16 protein-coding genes are annotated in these 18,354 nt (G+C 68.1%); 7 read left to right on the top strand and 9 right to left on the bottom strand.

What is annotated here, in order from left to right; translation table 11 throughout:
* Window positions 1-63 precede the first annotated feature (63 nt).
* The 5 genes from ACIA48_RS01500 (at window position 64) to ACIA48_RS01520 (ending at window position 4,358) form a co-directional block, all read left to right on the top strand.
* Entirely contained in the window at window positions 64-615 is a 552-nt protein-coding gene (locus tag ACIA48_RS01500) for a protein jag (RefSeq protein WP_396726965.1), read from the top strand.
* 67 nt (window positions 616-682) lie between these two features.
* Window positions 683-1,363 carry a 16S rRNA (guanine(527)-N(7))-methyltransferase RsmG gene (gene rsmG / locus ACIA48_RS01505; protein ID WP_396726967.1) on the top strand — a complete coding sequence of 227 codons (681 nt, stop codon included), beginning with the start codon at window positions 683-685 and terminating at the stop codon, window positions 1,361-1,363.
* The gene (locus ACIA48_RS01510; RefSeq protein ID WP_396726969.1) at window positions 1,360-2,355 is read left to right on the top strand and encodes an AAA family ATPase; all 996 of its coding nucleotides are present in this window, start codon (window positions 1,360-1,362) and stop codon (window positions 2,353-2,355) included. Before rsmG ends, ACIA48_RS01510 begins: the two co-directional genes overlap by 4 nt.
* 72 nt (window positions 2,356-2,427) lie before the next feature.
* Window positions 2,428-3,387: a ParB/RepB/Spo0J family partition protein gene (locus ACIA48_RS01515; RefSeq protein ID WP_396726971.1), complete on the top strand. Its 960-nt coding sequence runs from the start codon at window positions 2,428-2,430 to the stop codon at window positions 3,385-3,387.
* A gap of 218 nt (window positions 3,388-3,605) precedes the next feature.
* Complete coding sequence (locus tag ACIA48_RS01520; protein ID WP_396726972.1) at window positions 3,606-4,358, top strand: acetyltransferase; 753 nt, start codon at window positions 3,606-3,608, stop codon at window positions 4,356-4,358.
* Window positions 4,359-4,373: 15 nt separating this feature from the next.
* Here ACIA48_RS01520 and ACIA48_RS01525 read toward each other — a convergent pair whose 3' ends face one another.
* The 8 genes from ACIA48_RS01525 to ACIA48_RS01560 form a co-directional block, all read right to left on the bottom strand.
* The gene (locus tag ACIA48_RS01525; RefSeq protein WP_396726973.1) at window positions 4,374-5,570 is read right to left on the bottom strand and encodes an N-acetylmuramoyl-L-alanine amidase; all 1,197 of its coding nucleotides are present in this window, start codon (window positions 5,568-5,570) and stop codon (window positions 4,374-4,376) included.
* Window positions 5,571-5,704: 134 nt separating this feature from the next.
* Window positions 5,705-6,046 carry a thioredoxin gene (trxA, locus tag ACIA48_RS01530; RefSeq protein ID WP_396726975.1) on the bottom strand — a complete coding sequence of 114 codons (342 nt, stop codon included), beginning with the start codon at window positions 6,044-6,046 and terminating at the stop codon, window positions 5,705-5,707.
* Window positions 6,047-6,057: 11 nt separating this feature from the next.
* On the bottom strand, window positions 6,058-7,032 hold the full coding sequence (trxB, locus tag ACIA48_RS01535; protein ID WP_396726977.1) for a thioredoxin-disulfide reductase: 975 nt from the start codon (window positions 7,030-7,032) through the stop codon (window positions 6,058-6,060).
* Window positions 7,033-7,122: 90 nt separating this feature from the next.
* Window positions 7,123-7,743: a hypothetical protein gene (locus ACIA48_RS01540; RefSeq protein ID WP_396726979.1), complete on the bottom strand. Its 621-nt coding sequence runs from the start codon at window positions 7,741-7,743 to the stop codon at window positions 7,123-7,125.
* 27 nt (window positions 7,744-7,770) lie between these two features.
* The gene (gene sigM / locus ACIA48_RS01545) at window positions 7,771-8,376 is read right to left on the bottom strand and encodes an RNA polymerase sigma factor SigM (protein WP_396726980.1); all 606 of its coding nucleotides are present in this window, start codon (window positions 8,374-8,376) and stop codon (window positions 7,771-7,773) included.
* Between the two features lie 66 nt (window positions 8,377-8,442).
* Complete coding sequence (gene murJ, locus ACIA48_RS01550) at window positions 8,443-12,324, bottom strand: murein biosynthesis integral membrane protein MurJ (protein WP_396726982.1); 3,882 nt, start codon at window positions 12,322-12,324, stop codon at window positions 8,443-8,445.
* Window positions 12,321-14,693: a DUF6049 family protein gene (locus ACIA48_RS01555; RefSeq protein ID WP_396728436.1), complete on the bottom strand. Its 2,373-nt coding sequence runs from the start codon at window positions 14,691-14,693 to the stop codon at window positions 12,321-12,323. The genes murJ and ACIA48_RS01555 overlap by 4 nt, the downstream gene beginning before the upstream one ends.
* Window positions 14,694-14,749: 56 nt before the next feature.
* The gene (locus ACIA48_RS01560; protein ID WP_396726984.1) at window positions 14,750-15,520 is read right to left on the bottom strand and encodes an NUDIX hydrolase; all 771 of its coding nucleotides are present in this window, start codon (window positions 15,518-15,520) and stop codon (window positions 14,750-14,752) included.
* A gap of 54 nt (window positions 15,521-15,574) precedes the next feature.
* Between ACIA48_RS01560 and ACIA48_RS01565 the strand changes: the two genes are divergently transcribed.
* Window positions 15,575-17,065 carry a CCA tRNA nucleotidyltransferase gene (locus ACIA48_RS01565; RefSeq protein WP_396726986.1) on the top strand — a complete coding sequence of 497 codons (1,491 nt, stop codon included), beginning with the start codon at window positions 15,575-15,577 and terminating at the stop codon, window positions 17,063-17,065.
* A gap of 5 nt (window positions 17,066-17,070) precedes the next feature.
* Window positions 17,071-17,571, top strand: a complete 501-nt coding sequence (locus ACIA48_RS01570; protein WP_396728438.1) for a pullulanase — start codon at window positions 17,071-17,073, stop codon at window positions 17,569-17,571.
* On the opposite strand, the gene ACIA48_RS01575 is transcribed toward ACIA48_RS01570, so the two are convergent.
* The gene (locus tag ACIA48_RS01575) at window positions 17,572-18,348 is read right to left on the bottom strand and encodes a TIGR03084 family metal-binding protein (RefSeq protein WP_396726988.1); all 777 of its coding nucleotides are present in this window, start codon (window positions 18,346-18,348) and stop codon (window positions 17,572-17,574) included.
* Between the last annotated feature and the right edge of the window lie 6 nt (window positions 18,349-18,354).

The raw sequence follows: 18,354 nt of genomic DNA on the forward strand, positions 1-18,354 counted from the left end.
CGGTGGCCGTGGGCCAACCCGAAGACGACCGGTGCGAACCGGAGATGAGGGAGAGACACACATATGACTGACGCTGATACGACCGAGCGCAACGACGAAGCGGTCGCCGTGGAATCCGGCGAGGAGCGCACCACGTCGGGTTCGGAGGATCTCGAGGAGCGGTTGGTCGCCGAAGGCGAGATCGCCGGCGACTACCTCGAGGAGTTGTTGGATCTGCTGGACTTCGATGGCGACATCGATCTCGACGTCGAGGGGGACCGCGCGATCGTCAGCATCGACGGCGGCAGCGACCTCAACAAGCTCGTCGGGCGGAAGGGCGAGGCGCTTGATGCGCTGCAGGAGTTGACGCGGTTGGCGGTGCATCAGAAGACGGGCGAGCGCAGCCGGTTGATGCTCGACATCGCCCGCTGGCGCCGGCGTCGCCGCGACGAGTTGGCGGCCCTGGGCGACAAGGTTGCGCGCCGGGTGCTGGAGTCCGGTGAGCGCGAGGAGCTCTCCCCGATGACTCCGTTCGAGCGCAAGATCGTGCACGACGCGGTCGCTGCGGTGGACGGTGTGCACAGCGAGAGCGAGGGTGTGGAGCCGTCGCGCCGCGTCGTCGTTCTCGTCGACTGACAGAGTTACATCTGTGTAGTTCGTCCAGACGGGCCCGTCGGCCGCGATGATCCGGAGGATGTTTCACGTGAAACATGACGAGGTGTCGGCAGCGCCGCAGGCCGCCGACACCTTGTTCGGACCCGGGCTGGGGCGGGCGCGGCGGTACGCCGAGGTATTGGCGGGCGCCGGTGTGGAACGCGGATTGATTGGTCCCCGGGAGGTCGACCGACTGTGGGATCGCCACCTCTTGAACAGCGCCGCCGTTGCCGAATTGCTCCCCGAGAATGCTCGGGTTGCCGACATCGGTAGTGGCGCGGGCCTGCCCGGGATACCGTTGGCGTTGGCTCGCCCCGATCTTCGGGTGACGCTGATCGAACCCCTGCTGCGACGCAGCGATTTCCTTCGCGAGGTCATCGAGGAACTCGAGATCGACGTGACGGTGGTGCGCGGCAGGGCGGAGGAGCGGGCCGTACGAGAAGAGGTGGGGGAGGTGGACGCGGTGGCCTCCAGGGCGGTGGCGTCACTGGACAAGGTCGCGAAGTGGAGCATGCCACTGCTGCGTCCGGGTGGCGAGATGTTGGCCATCAAAGGAGAACGTGCCGAAGAGGAGGCTCGAGAACACCGGCGTGCGCTGGCGTCTCTCGGAGCGATCGATGTGAGGGTGATGAAATGCTGCGCGGACGTCTTGGATCCTCCCGCGACCGTCGTCGTAGCGCGCCGACGGAGTCCGGGCGACCCTCGGCAGGCGGACGGGAGGCGGGAATGAGTCCAGTCTCAAAGGGTGCTCGGCCGGGTGCAGCGTCGCCACAGGGCGATGTTTCACGTGAAACAACGCCGGCGGATGTTTCACGTGAAACATGGGACGGAGCACCGGCGCAGACCGACCCATGGCCGGAACCGCCCGCGGTGGATACGCCGATCGGGGCTGAGGCCGAGCGCGCCGTGCGTCTGCTGCATGCCGCCGCCAAGAGTGGACTCCCGCGGCCGCAGCGGCAGCGCGTGTTCACGATCGCCAACCAGAAGGGCGGCGTGGGCAAGACGACCACCGCGGTGAACATCGCGGCCGCGCTCGCCCTGCAGGGGCTCCAGGTTCTGGTGATCGATCTCGACCCCCAGGGCAATGCCAGCACTGCGCTTGGAGTGGAGCACCGGGAAGGCACGCCCTCCTCATACGAAGTGCTGATCGGAGAGATCCCCCTGGAGGCCGCACTCCAGCGCAGTCCCCACAGCGAGCGGCTCTACTGCTTGCCCGCAACCATCGACCTGGCCGGCGCTGAGATCGAGTTGGTCAGCATGGTGGCGCGCGAAGGGCGGCTCCGCGGCGCACTCGCCAGCCTCAAGAATCACAACTTCGACTACGTCTTCATCGATTGCCCGCCGTCGCTGGGGCTGCTCACGATCAACGCACTCGTGGCCGCGCCGGAGGTCCTGATTCCCATCCAGTGTGAGTACTACGCCCTCGAAGGTGTGGGTCAGCTGTTGCGCAATATCGAGATGGTGAAAGCGCACCTCAATCCGGAGCTCAACGTCACCACCGTGATCCTGACGATGTACGACGGTCGCACGCGGCTGGCCGATCAGGTCGCCGATGATGTCCGCGCGCACTTCGGAAACAAGGTGTTGCGGACCGTCATTCCGCGCAGCGTCAAGGTGTCCGAGGCGCCGGGGTACGGCATGACGATCCTCGACTACGACCCCGGTTCACGGGGAGCGATGAGCTATCTGGATGCCAGCCGCGAAATCGCGGAGCGCCGATGAGCGCATGCGCGAAGAGCAACGGTCCGATGAGCCCTTGCGCGAAGAGCGACAACCGCCGATGAGGAGATACGAATGACTCAACCCAAAGGCAAGCGCAGCGGTCTGGGCCGCGGGCTGGCGTCGCTCATCCCTACCGGACCGGCTGACGGTGAAGCCCCTTCGCTGCGGATGGGTGATGCCGCCGCCGATGTGGTGATCGGCGGTCCGGTCAACACCACCGGGGCGGTCTACCGCGAAATCGATCCGTCTGCGATCGAACCGAACCCAAAACAGCCGCGCTCTGTCTTCGACGAAGAGGCGCTCGCGGAGCTGGTGCACTCGATCCGCGAGTTCGGGCTCATGCAGCCGATCGTCGTGCGTGCGGTCCCCGGCGAGTCCACGCCGCGGTACCAACTTGTCATGGGGGAGCGGCGGTGGCGAGCCGCCCAGGAGGCGGGGCTCGCCACGATCCCGGCCATCGTTCGCGAGACCGGCGACGACAACATGCTCCGCGACGCCTTGCTGGAGAACATTCACCGCGTCCAGCTGAATCCGTTGGAAGAGGCCGCCGCCTACCAACAGCTACTCGATGAGTTCGGTGTCACCCACGATGAACTTGCCGCGCGGATCGGACGGTCGCGTCCGCTCATCACCAACATGATCCGGCTCCTGCGGCTACCGATCGCGGTGCAGCGGCGGGTGGCGGCCGGCGTGCTGTCCGCCGGGCACGCCCGCGCTCTGCTCTCGCTCGAGGGCGGCGCGGAAAAGCAGGAGGAGCTCGCCGCGCGCATCGTCGCGGAGGGACTCTCGGTGCGTGCGACGGAGGAGGCCGTCACGCTCGCCAACAGTGCTGGCCCCGCTGCTCCCACGGCCCCGCGCCGCAAGCCGATTCACATGCCGGGGCTGCAAGACGTTGCTGAGCGGTTGTCGACGGCCTTCGACACACGCGTCACCGTCGCTCTCGGCAAACGTAAGGGCAAGATCGTGGTCGAGTTCGGGTCGGTTGAGGATCTGCAACGCATAGTCGAACTAATGAGCGCGTCAGACCGCTGACCGCCTACCCGCGGTAATTACGTCACTGTGACACATACCCTGGGGAGAGCGCCCGTCGATGTCGGCTCTGAACGCAAAATGATTGTGCATCAACAGCTTTCGCCAATAACGCCGCTGCGCGCAGTTCACAGCGGAGATTTAGGGCCATCTGCGCCGCGTCCTTCTATCCTGGAGTGGCAGCCGTGCACATCAGGACCGTGCGAAACCCGGAGAGGCTAGTGCCGCCACGTATCACGCCCATGCGGCTCGAAGCGTTCGAGCAGCTGCCCAAGCACGCTCGACGGTGCGTGTTCTGGGAGGTCGATCCGTCGACCCTGCAAGGTTCGCACGCGGGCGGTGATCAGCTGTGGGACCCCGAGTTCGAAAAGGAAGCGTGGCTCTCGATGGTCATGCTCGAGTGGGGTGCGTGCGGACAGATCGCGGTGCAGTGTCCCGACTCGATGGGAGACGACGCGGTGCCGACCGGCGACGAGGCGTGCCTCGGCTACGCCTTCTATGCCCCGCCGCGCGCGGTGCCGCGGGCCCGACACTTCCCGTCGGGACCGGTCAGTGCGGACGCGGTCTTGCTCACCACTCTCGGAGTTGAGCCCGGGGACGGTGCAGATCTCTTACCCCGCAGTCTGATTGCCGCGGTCGTCGGCGACCTCGTGCGCCGCGGCGTTCGCGCACTCGAGGCGTTTGGCCATACCGCCGACGTATCCGATCTGACGGACCCGCAGGCGGTTTCGCCCATCCTGCGCCCGATCATCGAGGTGTTGGGGGACTGTTCGGTCGACCAGTGTGTGCTGGACGTCGAGGTGCTGCAGGACGCCGGCTTCGTGGTCGTCTCGCCGCACCCGTATTTCCCGCGGCTGCGCCTCGAGTTGGAGCAGGGGTTGGGCTGGAAGGCGGACGTCGAGGCGGCGTTGGAGCGACTGCTGGAATCCGCGCAGCTGCAACAGCCGGTGGGTGCGGGCGCCAGCCCCTGTTAGGGGACCGCGTGAGAACTAGCTCGGGCTGACGCGCCCGGCCTGCTCAACGGAGAGTTCGTGCTCCAGCAGTTCGGCGAAAGTGAATGTGCCCGTTGGCCGATCGTTCTTTCCGAGCAGATACAGGCGCTTGACCGCGGCCAGGATGCCTTCGGCGATCGAGTCCCGTGTCTGATTGGCGACCAGCAGTCCGCGGTCGCGCGGATTGGTCACGTAGCCGACGTCGACCTGCACCGTGGGCATGCGGGTGAGCCGCAGCAGATCCCACGTCCGGCCGTGTGTGCGGCAGTCTCGTAATCCGGTGCGCGCCACAACTTCTCGCTGAATGAAGTCAGCGAGGTTGCGTCCGATGGTGGACACCGAACCGTGTGAGTTGCCGAAGTGGAATGATGCGACGCCGTTGGCGGCCGGGCTCGGCTGGGTGGCGCAGCGCAGGCTGATCATCAGGTCGGCGCCCACCGTGTTCGCGGTCATGGCACGCGCGGCGTCGATCGGAGCGCGGTTGGATGGCCGTGACAGGAACGTTTCCATGCCGATTGCGGTCATCCGGCCTTCGAGCCGGCTGGCCAGATCCCACAGGATGTCGGCTTCGCTGATCGGGCCGTCGGGGCTCTGCATGATCAGACCGTGGTCATCGCCTCCACGGCCCGGATCGATGATGATCCGCTTGCCCGACAGTCGCGGCCCTGAAGTTCGCACGAGTTCCTCTTCACGGATCGCGTGCGGAGAGCCGCCGGTGACACGTGAACCAAGAAAATACAAGGAGCGCAACGTTTCTGGGCCACAGATGCCGTCCGGGTACAGCCCGTACTCGCGTTGGTAGGACATCAGCGCGTTATGGGTGTGCAGTCCGAAGTGCCCGTCCACCATGTCGGTGTAGAAGCCGAGATCCTGCAGCCGCGCCTGGAGCGTCGCGACGTCGTCGCCGAACATGGGGGCGCCGAACTGATGGTTCAGAGTGCGGGCACCCAGGCGGTAGGAGGCTTCTTTCAGCGCGCGGTACGTGGCTTCGCCGACGATTCCGTCGACCAACAAACCGCGGTACTGCTGAAATGCGCGCACCGCATGGTCGAGCTCGTCATCGAACGCGTCGAGCGCGACGTGCCTGCCGGTGGTCAGGTCGTCGTCGGGATTGCTGACCATGCCCAAGGACGTCAACGCAGCCCGGATCTCGGTGACCGCACTCCCGCGGTCACCGCGACGCAGACTCGACATAGGCGGCCTTTCGGTCACGGATGCCGGCGGTCGCACAACGCCGGCACGACGTAATAACGCTAGACGGCATTGTCTCAGACGGATCTGCGAATCGAGAAAACGCCAGGCGGTGTCCACCTGGCCGAATTGGGGCGTTACACCACGTCAGCGAGTTCGCGCAGTAAGGCTGCCTTGCCTTTTGCGCCGACGATCCGCTTCACCGGCGCACCGTCTTTGAACAGGATCAACGTGGGGATGGACACCACCTGGAAGTCACGGGCGGTCGCAGGATTTGCGTCGACATCGATCTTGGCGACGGTCAGCTCGCCCGCCTTCTCGCCGGCGATCTCCTCGAGAACGGGAGCGATCATCTTGCACGGCCCGCACCAGGTGGCCCAGAAGTCCACCAGCACAGGAGTACTGCTCGACAGCACGTCGCTGGAGAACGAGTCGTCGGTAACGGTGACTGTGGCTTTGCCGGCCGAGGTCTCAGTCATGGTGGTAACTCCTAACGTACGGGGGTGGCGGTTTCTTCATCGCTTGGGGCAGAGCCGATTTCGGCGAGCCAGCGTTCTGCGTCGATCGACGCCGAGCAGCCGGTGCCCGCCGCGGTGATCGCCTGTCGGTAGATGTGGTCGACGAGATCGCCTGCGGCGAATACGCCTTCCACGGAGGTGGCGGTGCTGTGTGTCTGCACCTGCACATAGCCGTCTTCGTCGAGGTCGACCTGACCACGCACCAGGTCCGAGCGAGGGTCATGGCCGACGGCGACGAACACGCCGGTCACGTCGAGCTTGGATTCCTCACCGGTGACGGTGTTGCGCAGCCGCACACCGCTGACTTTGGGGTCACCCTCGATCGCCGTCACCTGGGTGTTGGTCAGGAAGGTGATCTTCTCGTTGGCCCGGGCGCGCTCGAGCATGATGCGTGAAGCGCGGAACTCCTCGCGGCGGTGGACGATGGTCACGCTGCGGGCGAATCGAGTGAGGAACGTCGCTTCTTCCATCGCGGAGTCGCCGCCGCCGACCACGACGATGTCCTCGTCGCGAAAGAAGAACCCGTCACAGGTGGCACAGGTGCTCACACCCATGCCGATCAGGGATTCCTCACCGGGAACACCGAGGTGGCGAGCCGCAGCGCCCATCGCGAGGATGACGGCGCGCGCCCGGTAGGTCTCGTCGCCGACGGTGACTGTCTTGATGGGCCCCTCCAGCGAAACGGAGTCGACGTCCTCCATCCGCAGATCGGCGCCGAAGCGCAGGGCCTGCTCGCGCATCTGGTCCATCAACTCCGGACCGGTGATGCCGTCGCGGAAGCCGGGGTAGTTCTCCACTTCCGTGGTGGTCATCAGTGCGCCGCCGAACTGGATGCCTTCGAAAACCAGCGGCGCCAGCTGGGCCCGCGCCGCGTAGATCGCCGCGGTGTAGCCCGCAGGGCCGGATCCAATGACGATCAGGTCATGAACCGTGGGGTTGGAGGTCATGAGCGCCTTTCGCCTTTCTGCCGATTCGCAACCGGCACGGGTGTAACACCAGCCTAAGCGCGGGTGTTCCCGCCAGGCCTGGGGGACAGATTACGTCCGAGTGACCAAGGACTTCGCCAACAGGCCGGTGTGAGCACCACTGCATCCCGGTTCGACCACGACGGCCATCACGGCTTCGGGTGTATCGCCAGGAAGCAGCATCAGGACCGCGGGCTGTCCGCGCATGTCCATGGGCCGGGCACCGAGCACCGCAGTACCAGGCGGGTAGCCCAGGCCGCCGAGGCAGGAGCCGCGGCGCTGGGGATCGGCCAGCGGCCCGTAGTCGGGGTCCTGGGCGAGCAGTTCGAGGATCTGCGGTTCGGGCAGCGGGATAGCGGCCGGCCGGTCGACGGTGATCTTCTCGGCCGTCGGCCCAGCGGGGAACCGGGAGGCGTCAGGGCGCCCCAACATCGTCACGCCGACGATGGCGCCGGCCACCGTGGCACCGAGACCGACGACCAGCCCGAGTACCTGTAGGCGTCGTAACGGGGCTCTCCGGACGGTATGGGCGGGCTGAGCCCGCAGAGCGGCGACGACTCGCGCCGTCACCTCCGGCGGCACATCAGGCGCCGAGGCCGCGTCGGCGCCGAGCTCGGCAAGATCGCGGCGGACACGCTCGACCACGGCAGGATCGAGGCCGTCCTCGGTGCCATCCTGGATGCCACTGTCCATCGCCTGCTCCCGCCGGTTGCCCTGACGTCAGCCAGTCTCCATCACCGGAGGATTAGACGAGGACGAGGCCGCCGCGGTTCCCTCGTCGGCCATTGCGAAGTAGTCCAGCGTCTCGGCGAGCTTGCGCCGGGCCCGCGAGCACCGGCTCTTCACGGTGCCCTCGGCGACGCCGAGCATGCGGGCCGTCTCCACCACGGAGTAACCCTGCATGTCCACCGCCACGACCGCCGCGCGCTGCTCGACGGGCAGCCGCATCAGCGCACGCTCGACCATGATCGCGGTGTCCACCCGAGGCATTGGGTCACCGGTTTGGCACGCTTCGTCGAGCAGCGTGGTGGTCGGCCGGATCTTGTTGCGGCGCAACCGATCCAGACATGCGTTGACCACAATGCGGTACAGCCAGCTGCTGACGGCGGCATCGTGGCGGAAGGCAGGGGCGGTGCGGTGGGCAGACAGCATCGCGTCCTGTAGCGCATCGGCGGCGTCGTCGGGGTTGCGGCTGGTGAGGTGCGCGAGCCGGTAGAGCTGGCGGTGGTGACGGCGGAACAGCTCCTCGAACGCATATTGGTCGCCGGCAACGTGGGCGGCGAGCAACTCCGAATCGGTGCGCTGCTCATCGCTGAATGTCCCCACAGCCGAACACTAAACGGCGCGCACGGGCCCCTCCGACACATCTTTGCCGGGCTGGGGATAGCTCGGCTATCCGGCGGCCTTGAGGGTGATCTCCGCGATGTCCGAACGGTTCTCGCCGTCGACGGTGCCCAGGGTGGACACCCACACCAGCAGGTAGGACGTCGGCTCGGCGTTGTCGAGTTTGATGGTGTTCTGCCCAGGCTGCATCTGGGTAGCCGACTTCAGCACCGTGGTGTCCGCCAGCGACGCCGGGGTCTGCGACTGCGCCGACCGGATCTCGACGGCAGTGCCCGTGCTGTTGAGGTCGACGGTGACCTCGCCGATCTTGGTGGGCTTGGGCAGCTGCAGGATCAGCCCGACGCCGTTCTTGAAGTTCGGGAACGGCTCCGGATCGGTGTACGTGTCGATCGGCCACACTGTCGTCGGGTTGCCGTCGATGGCGAGCCTGGCGTCGGCGGGTGCGTCGGCCTCGCCCTCAGGCGAAAAGACAGTCGCCGAAACGGGTTTCACGGTATCCCCCGCGCCACCACTGTCGCTGGCCTCCGACGTGCCGGGGGCATTGAGACCAAGTTCGTCGCCGCCGAGACCGTCGCCGACGTCGCCGAAGATACTGCTCAGCACCGTGCCCAACAGCACCAGCGCGATGATGATGACCGCGGCGCCGACCGCGAGGCCGATCATCAGACCCTTGCGGCGGCGGGCCTCGGCATCGGGACCAACCTCGGCGGTTCGCTCACGTAACCGCTGCGACTCCGGCGGCGGCTCTGGCTCGTCGACAGGGGTGATGAGTTCGGTGCGGTCGGCGATCGCGGTGGCCTGCTGCAGCAGGTTCAGCAGCGTCGGCGCACTGCGGATGCCGCCGCCCTCCTGGACCGCGCGAGCGGCCGCAGCGGAGATCTGGAACGGAATTTGACGGTCGACCGAGCGCGGTTCGACGGGCTGTCCAGCGGGGTCGAGCTCGGCGGGTTCCAATCCGCTGCGCACACCCGCCTCGGGCAGCGGCCACTTGTTGACCAGCAGCGCGTACAACGCCGCGCCGATGCCGCGGATGTCGTCTTCCGGGGTGGCGTCGGGCAGTGTCGCCGGGAACGCCAGCGCGACATCGCCCTCGATGCTCACCCGCACCCGGCCGGGGTGGTCGATCGACATCGCCACACCCGAGCGGTGCGCCGCCTCGGCCGCGGCGGCCAATGACTGAATCGCACGTGCACCACCGATGGGGGAGGGCGACGTCTCGGCCACCTCGGCCAGGGATCCGCCGCGAATCCACTCGGCCACCACCAGCCCACCGGAACCGGTGTTGGCGACATCGAGCACGCGTGCCACGCCGGGCATGTCCAGCCGGCTCAGCTTGAGGGTCGCGGCCAGGATCTTTTGGAGTTGTTCATCGGACAGCGTGGCGTCCGGGTCGACGAACGTGAGCGCCACCTGACGATCGAGCGCCGTGTCGAGGGCCTGCCAGAACTGAAGCGTGGGGGGCCCGCCGTGAAAGACGAGCAGCCGGTACCTACCGCCGCCGATGACCGCGCCGGGGATCAGATGGACGTCCTCGTCGGACGTCGCCGCCTCGATCGCCGGCTCGCGCGGCACGTCGAAAGGCAGCGACTCGCGGGTCGGGTCACCCCCGTAGTCCGAGGGCGGGCGACCGGACGCCGGCATCGGCGCCGTGCCGCTGGGTTCCGATGTCGAGATGCGCGCGGTTCTGCCGACGTCGACGGGTTCCTGCACCGTCGCATTGATATCGGCGGGTGACGGCGCACTGGGGATACCGGGGGGCGACGGTACATCGGGTTGGAAGTCGTCCGCGGACACCGCGGATTCGCGGTCGTCTGACGGCGGCACCGGGATCTTTGCGGTCGCGGTGTTGTCAGGACCGGGCGCCGAGCCGCCTGCGGGTTCGTTGCTCACCGCTGGTCCTTTCCCCATCCCGTCCCCGGCAACCCCCGCCGGGGGTCCGCGCCGCACGACCGGCGGGCCCGGCCGACGCCCTCGCGCGGACGAATTTCTCTGACGAGCGTACGTGAGGGGAGTGCCCGGCGGAGGCTGGTCGGGAAGCATTCTCGGTGGTGAGGGCATCCTCTGTTGTCCCGCGGGGGCAGGCGCGGGGCGTCCGAGACGGCGCCGAACGGCGGCCAGCGCCGCCTCTGCCTCCGGTACCCGTGCCGCGAGAAGCACACCGGCGATCGTCGGGATCATGATCAACCCGAGCACCAGCAGCCGAAGCAACGATCCGCCGCCGCCCCAGTTCCGCGTCAAGGATTCCAGGCCGAAAAGTTGATCGACGACGTGAGCGACCAGCCCCGCGATCAACGACGCGCAGATCGTGACGAGGATCGTGCGCACCACCTGCAGCCCGATCAGCCGTCCACCGGGAGGGTTCAGATTCGCGCGCAGCAGGTAGTAGCCGACCGTCGCGCCGGCGACGAAGCCCAGACCGTTGGCCAGGCCGAGATAGCCGGCCACCAGGTCCGGATCGTCGGTGAGGTGCGGCGCCGCCACCGAGGCAGCGATCTTGACGACGGTGATCACGACGATCAACGCAATCGGTGTCCACGGCTGCTCGCGGGCGTAGAACACCCGGAGTTGAAGCAGCACCAGGGCATACGGGATCAACGTGAACGCGGACAGAGTGATCGCCATGCCGAGGTAGCCGGCGTCGACGTCGCCGAAGTTCCCGTACGCGAACAGCGCGCTGCCGATGGCCGGGCCGCCGACCGTCATCATCGCGACGATCGGGATGAGCGTCACCATCGTCAGGCGGGTGGCCAGCGACAGGTCGGCCAACACGGCGGGATTGTCGTTGGCGGCGGCGTTGCGGCTCAGCCGCGGCATCACCACGGTCAACACCGTCACGCCGATCATGCCGAACGGCAGCATCAGCACAAGCCAGGTGTAGTTGTAGATTGCCGGGCCGGAAGCCGCAGCGCCAGCGGCGATTCGGTTGCCGACGATCAAGCCGATCTGACTGATCAGCACGTAGAGCACCATCGCCGACGCCATCGCGCCGAACTGCTTCAGCCGGTCGTCGATCCCCCACAGCGGACGCAGGCTGACCCGCTCGCGTCGCAGCGCGACGAGCAGCACGACCACCTGCGTCACCGTCCCCAGCGTCATACCGATACCGAGGACCAGCAGCTTCGCATTGCCCATCTCGACGGGATCCACCGAAAGCTCACCGGGGACAACGAGATACAAACCAAGGGTGGCGATCGCGACGAGGTTGTTGCAGACCGGCGCCCAGGCGGGCGGCCCGAATACGTTGCGGGTGTTGAGGATCGCCATGAACACCGACGACAAACCGTAGAACAGCACCTGCGGCAACAACAGATAGGCGAACGCCTTGGTGAGCTCGCGGTTCACCTGCGGGTCGGCGCCGAGCATCAGCTCCACCAACAGCGGGGTCGATGCGATGGCCACCGCGGTGGTCAGCAGCAGCAGCATTGTGGCCAGGGTGACCAGTCGGCGCACGAACGCCGTGCCGCCATCGGGGTCGTCGCGTTCGGCGCGTGCGAGCACGGGCACGAAGATCGCGGTGAATGTCGCTTCCAGCACCAGCGCGGCGATGAGGTTGGGGAGCTGATACGCCACCGAGAACGCACTGGACAGGGCGGCGCCCAGGATCGTCGCGATCAGCACGATGCGGGCGAAGCCGGTGAGCCGGCTGATCAGGGTCGCGAACGCCATGCCCCATGAGCGCGAAACGACTGCGGCATCCGACAGTTCGGGGCGTCCGGCGCGACGCCTGGGTGCGGGTCCGCGAGGCAGCCGCGGCGGCGCGGCTGCTCGCCTGCGTGGCGGGGGACCGGTCGCCGGGTTACGGGCCGGCGGGGGTGGTCCGGGCTGGGGCGGCGGCGTCAGAGGGCCGCCGAGGTCGACTTGGGGAGGCGGTGTTTCGGGGCGGCCGTGCCGCCGTGGGCCGACGCTCGAAGAGCCGGGAACGGTACTCATTTTTCACCGGTCTGGGCGACTGGCGCGGTGGTGGAATCCTCGTCGAAACGCATCGCGACCTCGAGGGGATCGGGCCTGTCGAGATCAGCACGGTCGGGCTGACCGCGGAACCGATGCCAGAGCCGTCTGCCGACGAGCAGCGCAAGGATCGCCCCGCCGGTGAGCGTGATGAAGAAGAGCACTTGACCATAGGCGTTGGAGTGCACCGACAGCCGCACCGGTTCACCGAGCGGCAGTCCGTTCGCGGTGTGCAACGCCACGTCGACGGCGACCCGCTGGGTGAAGTGCACCTCGATCGGCACCTTGAGCGGCAGGAAGCCGGGCGGCAGCACGATTTCGCCCATGTCAGTGACGCTCATGCCCGGGGGCGCGTCGACGTCCAGTCGCACCCGGATCGGAACGGGGAGGTTGTTGCGCAGTGCGAGCGGTAGCGGGCTGCGTTCGGTCGCCAGCGTGTAGGACCCGCCGGGGTTGACGATGGTCACCGCGTTGAACAGGTCGTCGACCGTCCGGCCCACGGTCGTAAGCCGTTGCTGCGCAAGGCCATTGCGCGCGGCCGGCGGCACGGACTGGCTCAGGGCCCGCAGCGAGTCTTCACGCAGCGGTGCGGTGTAACCGTAGCCGGTCAGGCCGGTGCGCTCGTCGGTAGTCAACGCCGCGGTCAGTCCCCACAGTCGCGCGGTCACCGTCGCAATCCCGGACACCACGGCGTCGTCGAACCGTCCGCGCGGATCCCCGAGCTTGGCGTCGGGCAGCGGCTCCAAGCGCTGCGGCGACACCGCATTGCTTTCGGCGATCACCTGTGGCAGCGGGCGGGGCCGCGCCATCCCGGCATTGATCATCGTGGCCGCCGCGGTGAGGATCGCCTGCGCATCCGGCGGCCGTGGACTCCACACCATCGGCGGCATCAGGATCTCGGTGCGCGGTTCGATGCCGGGCTGCAATGCCCGCCACATCATCGCGCCGACGGCGTCCTGCCTGCGCGCCACCTCGGAACCGTGGTGTAGGGGGATCTCCAGTGACGGATCGAGGTACGACGGCGACACCGGTTCGGAGCCCGCCGCGGCGAGCGCGGCGCCGACCGCTGGGTCGAACGGCGCCGCGACCAGGTCGGGTGTGTACCGCACCGGCGACAGGTCGGCGGGCTCCGACTCCGCGCCGCTGGCGCCGTCGGAATCCGAAGCCGCGACCTCGGCCGCGCCGATCGCTACGGTCTGCTCCACCCCGGCCTCCGGGCGTGGGCCCAGGTCGGACAGCAGTTGCACCGCGGGACCGGTCAGCGGCCCGTCGCCGATGAGGCTGGCGCCGCGAACCGACGTGATCCCCAGGATCTGATCGACGATGTCGCCCGCGGATCTCACAGCGATGGCGGACAGGCCGGCGTCGCGGACCCGGTACAGCGCGTCGAGGTCGGCCTGTGCGTACGTGGTCGCAACGACGCACATCCGCTGCGCGATTCCACGGAGCCGGTTGAGCCAGGCCACGGCGGCGTCCTGGCCGGCGCCCGGGTGCGTCGGGGTGCCGGGCCCGGCGTCGGGACCGTCGTTGACGACGTAACCGCCCGTCATCGCGTTGACCGTGACGAGCAAGTCCGGGTCGACGGCCAGACATGTCGCGAGCCGGACATTACCGGCGGGATCGACCTGCGGGCCGACGGCGAACTCGACGGCCGACAACAGGGTGTCCAGCCGTCCTCCGGAGGCCAGTGACGTCGCGAGGTCGTCGTCGATGAACCGGACCGGGGTGGTGCCGCCGGGGGCGCCTGCGGCCAGCCGTGGCCGGTCGGCGATGGGCCACAGCAGCGTCAGGCCAAGGGGCTTGGAAATGTCCGGCGGGACCACCGCCGTCAGCGTGTCCGCGGCGTCGGTGGCGGGATCGCGCGGCACGCCGAGCACCGGCAGCAGGAACCGTGCGTCGTCGAGCCGTGCGGGCGAGCCGTAGTCGGGCGTGCCGTTGACGTTGACCATCACCGGGTAGACGCCGGGCTGCTCGATGCCGAGCGACGGTTCCTCCGCCGAGCGCAGCGGATAGGAGAGGGTGAACGGAACAGTGCGACCGCGCGCCAATTCCGGTGAGAGAGTGACGAATTGGGCGACGGGCTCGAACTGGTCGACGTTGCCCGCCAGGTTGGTTCGCAGCCCGGCTGACGACATGACAGCCGCGGAATCCTCGAGGCGCACCATCACGTCGCGCACGGCACGGTCGCCGACGTTCTGCACTGTGCCGGTGACGGTGACCATCGGTTCGCTGGTTGTGGTGACGACCTCTGGGGTGACGCGGTCGATGCGCACCTTCAGAAATGGCGTTGAGCCCGGCTCGCCGGCGGCGGCGCGGGGTAGCGCGAGCGGTACGACGCACAATGCCAGCATCCCGATCGCGAGGAGCAGGCGCGCCGCGAGGTACGCGCGCGACCCCGCCGAGTTCGTCACGGCCCTTGGCCGCAGCCGTTCGTCCGCCGAGTGGTCTTTTCGTCGGGACGACGGTTGCGGGTGTGCGAGTGCGTCTGGGCCCGGCGCCGCGGCGAGGTCCGTGGCAGCGGCGGCAGCGCGGCGGGCCCATCCGCGTGCAGTTTGTCGATCAGCTCACCGGCGACCTCGGCGAGCTTGCGTTCGTCGGCGTAGGCCAGGCGGGACGGCAGCTCCTTCAGTGGCACCCAGGCCACCTCGCTGACCTCGAGGTCCTCGTCGGACAGCTCCCCTTCGAGGAATTGCATCAGGTAATGGTGCACCGTCTTGTGCACCCGGCGCCCCTCGGTCACGAACCAGTAGTCGATGCTGCCGAGCGCGGCCAGCACACTGCCCTGGATTCCGGTCTCCTCGGCGACCTCGCGGATGGCGGTCTGTTCGGCCGTCTCACCGACTTCTATGTGGCCCTTCGGCAGCGACCAGAGCATGCGGCCGCGCCGGTCGGTGCGCCCGATCAGGGCCGCGACCTGGGTGTCCTTCGGGCCGTCGATACCGTCGATGACGAGGCCTCCGGCCGAGGTCTCGTGCACGGTGCGCAACCGGTCCGGCGGCCGGCGTGGACGGGTCTTCTGGGGCTTGGGCTGTGCGCTGGCCTGGTCTTTCGCGCCGTTCACGGCTGCGTTGTTGTGGTGTTCGGCTTGTTGAGGACCGGCCTCGGGAGGACCTGCCGCGCGGCGGCCGCGACGACGGCCGCGGCGCCGTCGTGGTCTTGCCCGTTCGCCGTCCGACACCCAAGCGATAGTAGCTGCCGGTGAGTATCGCTCCCGCCACACTCACCGGTCGTAATGGAGCCGTTGCTATTAGGGTGTCCGAACGTGGCCGGATCGGGTGCTGATTCTGAACTGCTTGCCGGGGCGCAGGTTGCGCTGAACCGGCACGGTGACGTTCTGCGCGATCTGGGCCGCGTGTTCGCTGAGGCGGGTCACGAACTGTTCCTCGTCGGCGGCAGTGTCCGTGACGCCTTGCTGGGGAGGTTGGGCAACGACCTCGACTTCACCACCGATGCGCGCCCCGAGCAGATGCAGGCGATGCTGCGCGGGTGGGCCGATTCGCTGTGGGACACCGGCATCGAGTTCGGGACCATCGGCGTCGGCAAGGGCGACGATCGCCTGGAGATCACCACGTTCCGCGCCGACACTTATGACCAGGTGTCGCGCAATCCGGAGGTGCGCTTCGGCGACCGGCTCGAGGACGATCTGGTGCGCCGCGATTTCACCGCGAACGCGATGGCCGTGCGGATCACCGCCGACGGCCCGGGTGAGTTCCACGATCCGCTGGGGGGATTGGCCGCGGTGCGGGCCAAGACCCTCGACACGCCGGCCGCACCGGAGATCTCATTCGGCGACGATCCGCTGCGGATGCTGCGCGCGGCACGGTTCGTCTCGCAGTTGGGCTTCACCGTCGCATCTCGAGTGGTGGAGGCGCTCATCGAGATGGCGCCCCAATTGCAACGCATATCCGCCGAACGTGTCGCCGCCGAACTGGACAAGCTGTTGCTCGGTGCGGACCCGGTCGCCGGCATCGACCTGATCGTGCAGACCGGTCTCGGCGACGTCGTGCTGCCCGAGGTCGGCGGCATGCGGATGGCGATCGACGAACACCATCAGCACAAGGACGTCTACTGGCATTCGCTGACGGTGTTGCGCCAGGCGATCGACCTGGAAGACAGCGGCGCGGATCTGGTGCTGCGCTGGGCCGCGCTGCTGCACGACATCGGCAAGCCGTCGACCCGCAAGCACGAACCAGACGGCGGTGTGAGCTTCCACCACCACGAGGTGGTCGGCGCGAAGATGGCGCGCAAGCGGATGCGGGCGCTGAAGTACTCCAAGCAGATGATCGACGACGTCTCCCAGCTGGTGTACCTGCACCTGCGGTTCCACGGGTACGCCGATGGCCAGGGGACCGGCCGGTGGAGCGATTCGGCCGTGCGGCGCTACGTCACCGATGCCGGTCCGCTGCTGCCGCGGCTGCACAAGCTGGTCCGCGCCGACTGCACGACGCGCAACAAGCGGCGCGCGGCGCGACTCCAGGCGGCCTACGACGATCTCGAGGCGCGCATCGCGGAGCTGGCTGAGAAAGAGGATTTGGCGCGGGTGCGGCCCGATCTGGACGGCAACGAGATCATGCGGCTACTCGACATCCCGGCCGGACCACAGGTCGGCGAGGCGTGGCGGTACCTCAAGGAGTTGCGGCTGGACCGCGGCCCGCTGTCGCACGAGGAAGCCGTCGAGGAACTCACCAAGTGGTGGAACGCGCGAGGCGACCGCACCGTCTGATCGGTATGGAGTACTGCCTCGGCGACGGCGACGGATCGGCCACCATGTGGACCGCTGCGCCCGATATCGACCTGAACGGCGACGGTGCGTTCGAAGCCGTCGGTCTGGACTTCGACCGTGACGGTCTGCTCGACGACGCGATGGCGGACCTGGATGCCGACGGGGTCGCCGACCACCTGGTGCGTGACCATGTGGCCAGCCCAGACGCTGGGGCCGCGTACTTCACCGACGACGGCACGGGCACCTGGGCGGTGAGCCTGGACCGGGCGGGATTGTTGCGGTGGTTCGGGCTCGACGGTCTCGAGCACACCGGGGGAGTGGTGGTCGACGTCGATGCGGACGGTCAGGTCGACGACAAGCTGCTGGACTCCGACGGCGATGGGTTGGCCGACCGCGCGGTGAGCGCCGAGCAGGCCTACGTCGACTCCGATGGTGACGGCCGGTGGGACATCAAGCTGAGCGACGGCGACGCCGACGGGAAGGCCGACGGGGCCGACGACCTCTGATCAGGCCCGGCCCGGCCCGGGCGGTCCCGCAAACGCCTGCGCGATGCCGAGCCAGCGCTCGGCGTCCTCGCCGGTGGCCGTGATGTCGAGAGCCGACCGTGACCGGCGCTGCGTGACGAGCATGCAGAAATCCTGCGCCGAGCCGGTGACCCGCTGCGCCGCATCCTCGGGGCCCCACGACCACGTCGACCCATCAGGTGCGCGCAACGTTACGAAGAACGGATCTGCCGGTGGCGCAAGGCTATTGACGGCGAATGCGAAATCGCGGGTGCGCACCCCGATGTGGGCGATCGACTTCAGCCGCGCGGTGGCGGGCCGGTCGACACCGAGAGCGTCGGCGACGTCGAGGCCGTGGGCCCAAGTCTCCATCAGCCGTGCGGTGGCCATCGACGGGGCGCTCATCGGCGGCCCGAACCACGGCAGCTTGCGGCCGTCGGCGACCATCAGCAGCTCGTCGTGCAGACGGCCGCGGGTGCGTCGCCAGTCAGCGAGCAGTTCCGCGGGCGGCGTCAACGCCAGCTCCTCGGCGCCCGCGTCGACGAACCCCGACGGGTCCTTCGAGGCTTCTTCGAGAACGGCAGCGAATGCCGCTTCGTCGGTGACGGCCGTCAGCGCGACGCGATCGGTCCACAACAAGTGCGCGATCTGATGGGCGATCGTCCACCCCGGCGCGGGTGTGGACTCGGCCCAGCGCGCGTCGGGAAGGTCAGACACGAGCGCGTCGAGCTCGTCGCTCTCGGCGCGCAGATCGGCAACCATAGGCTCGGCACCAGCCATGCCGGT

Origin of the sequence: Mycobacterium sp. NPDC051804, from assembly GCF_044452905.1 — a bacterium.
Taxonomy (GTDB): Bacteria; Actinomycetota; Actinomycetes; order Mycobacteriales; family Mycobacteriaceae; genus Mycobacterium.

What these genes read in the sequence shown, in the direction of transcription:
- ACIA48_RS01500 (WP_396726965.1), top strand. Translation starts at nt 64, where the DNA reads ATGACTGACGCTGATACGACCGAGCGCAACGACGAAGCGGTCGCCGTG.
- ACIA48_RS01510 (WP_396726969.1), top strand. Translation starts at nt 1,360, where the DNA reads ATGAGTCCAGTCTCAAAGGGTGCTCGGCCGGGTGCAGCGTCGCCACAG.
- ACIA48_RS01515 (WP_396726971.1), top strand. Translation starts at nt 2,428, where the DNA reads ATGACTCAACCCAAAGGCAAGCGCAGCGGTCTGGGCCGCGGGCTGGCG.
- ACIA48_RS01525 (WP_396726973.1), bottom strand. Translation starts at nt 5,570, where the DNA reads ATGTCGAGTCTGCGTCGCGGTGACCGCGGGAGTGCGGTCACCGAGATC.
- trxA (WP_396726975.1), bottom strand. Translation starts at nt 6,046, where the DNA reads ATGACTGAGACCTCGGCCGGCAAAGCCACAGTCACCGTTACCGACGAC.
- trxB (WP_396726977.1), bottom strand. Translation starts at nt 7,032, where the DNA reads ATGACCTCCAACCCCACGGTTCATGACCTGATCGTCATTGGATCCGGC.
- ACIA48_RS01540 (WP_396726979.1), bottom strand. Translation starts at nt 7,743, where the DNA reads ATGGACAGTGGCATCCAGGATGGCACCGAGGACGGCCTCGATCCTGCC.
- murJ (WP_396726982.1), bottom strand. Translation starts at nt 12,324, where the DNA reads ATGAGTACCGTTCCCGGCTCTTCGAGCGTCGGCCCACGGCGGCACGGC.
- ACIA48_RS01555 (WP_396728436.1), bottom strand. Translation starts at nt 14,693, where the DNA reads ATGCTGGCATTGTGCGTCGTACCGCTCGCGCTACCCCGCGCCGCCGCC.
- ACIA48_RS01565 (WP_396726986.1), top strand. Translation starts at nt 15,575, where the DNA reads ATGGAGCCGTTGCTATTAGGGTGTCCGAACGTGGCCGGATCGGGTGCT.
- ACIA48_RS01570 (WP_396728438.1), top strand. Translation starts at nt 17,071, where the DNA reads ATGGAGTACTGCCTCGGCGACGGCGACGGATCGGCCACCATGTGGACC.
- ACIA48_RS01575 (WP_396726988.1), bottom strand. Translation starts at nt 18,348, where the DNA reads ATGGCTGGTGCCGAGCCTATGGTTGCCGATCTGCGCGCCGAGAGCGAC.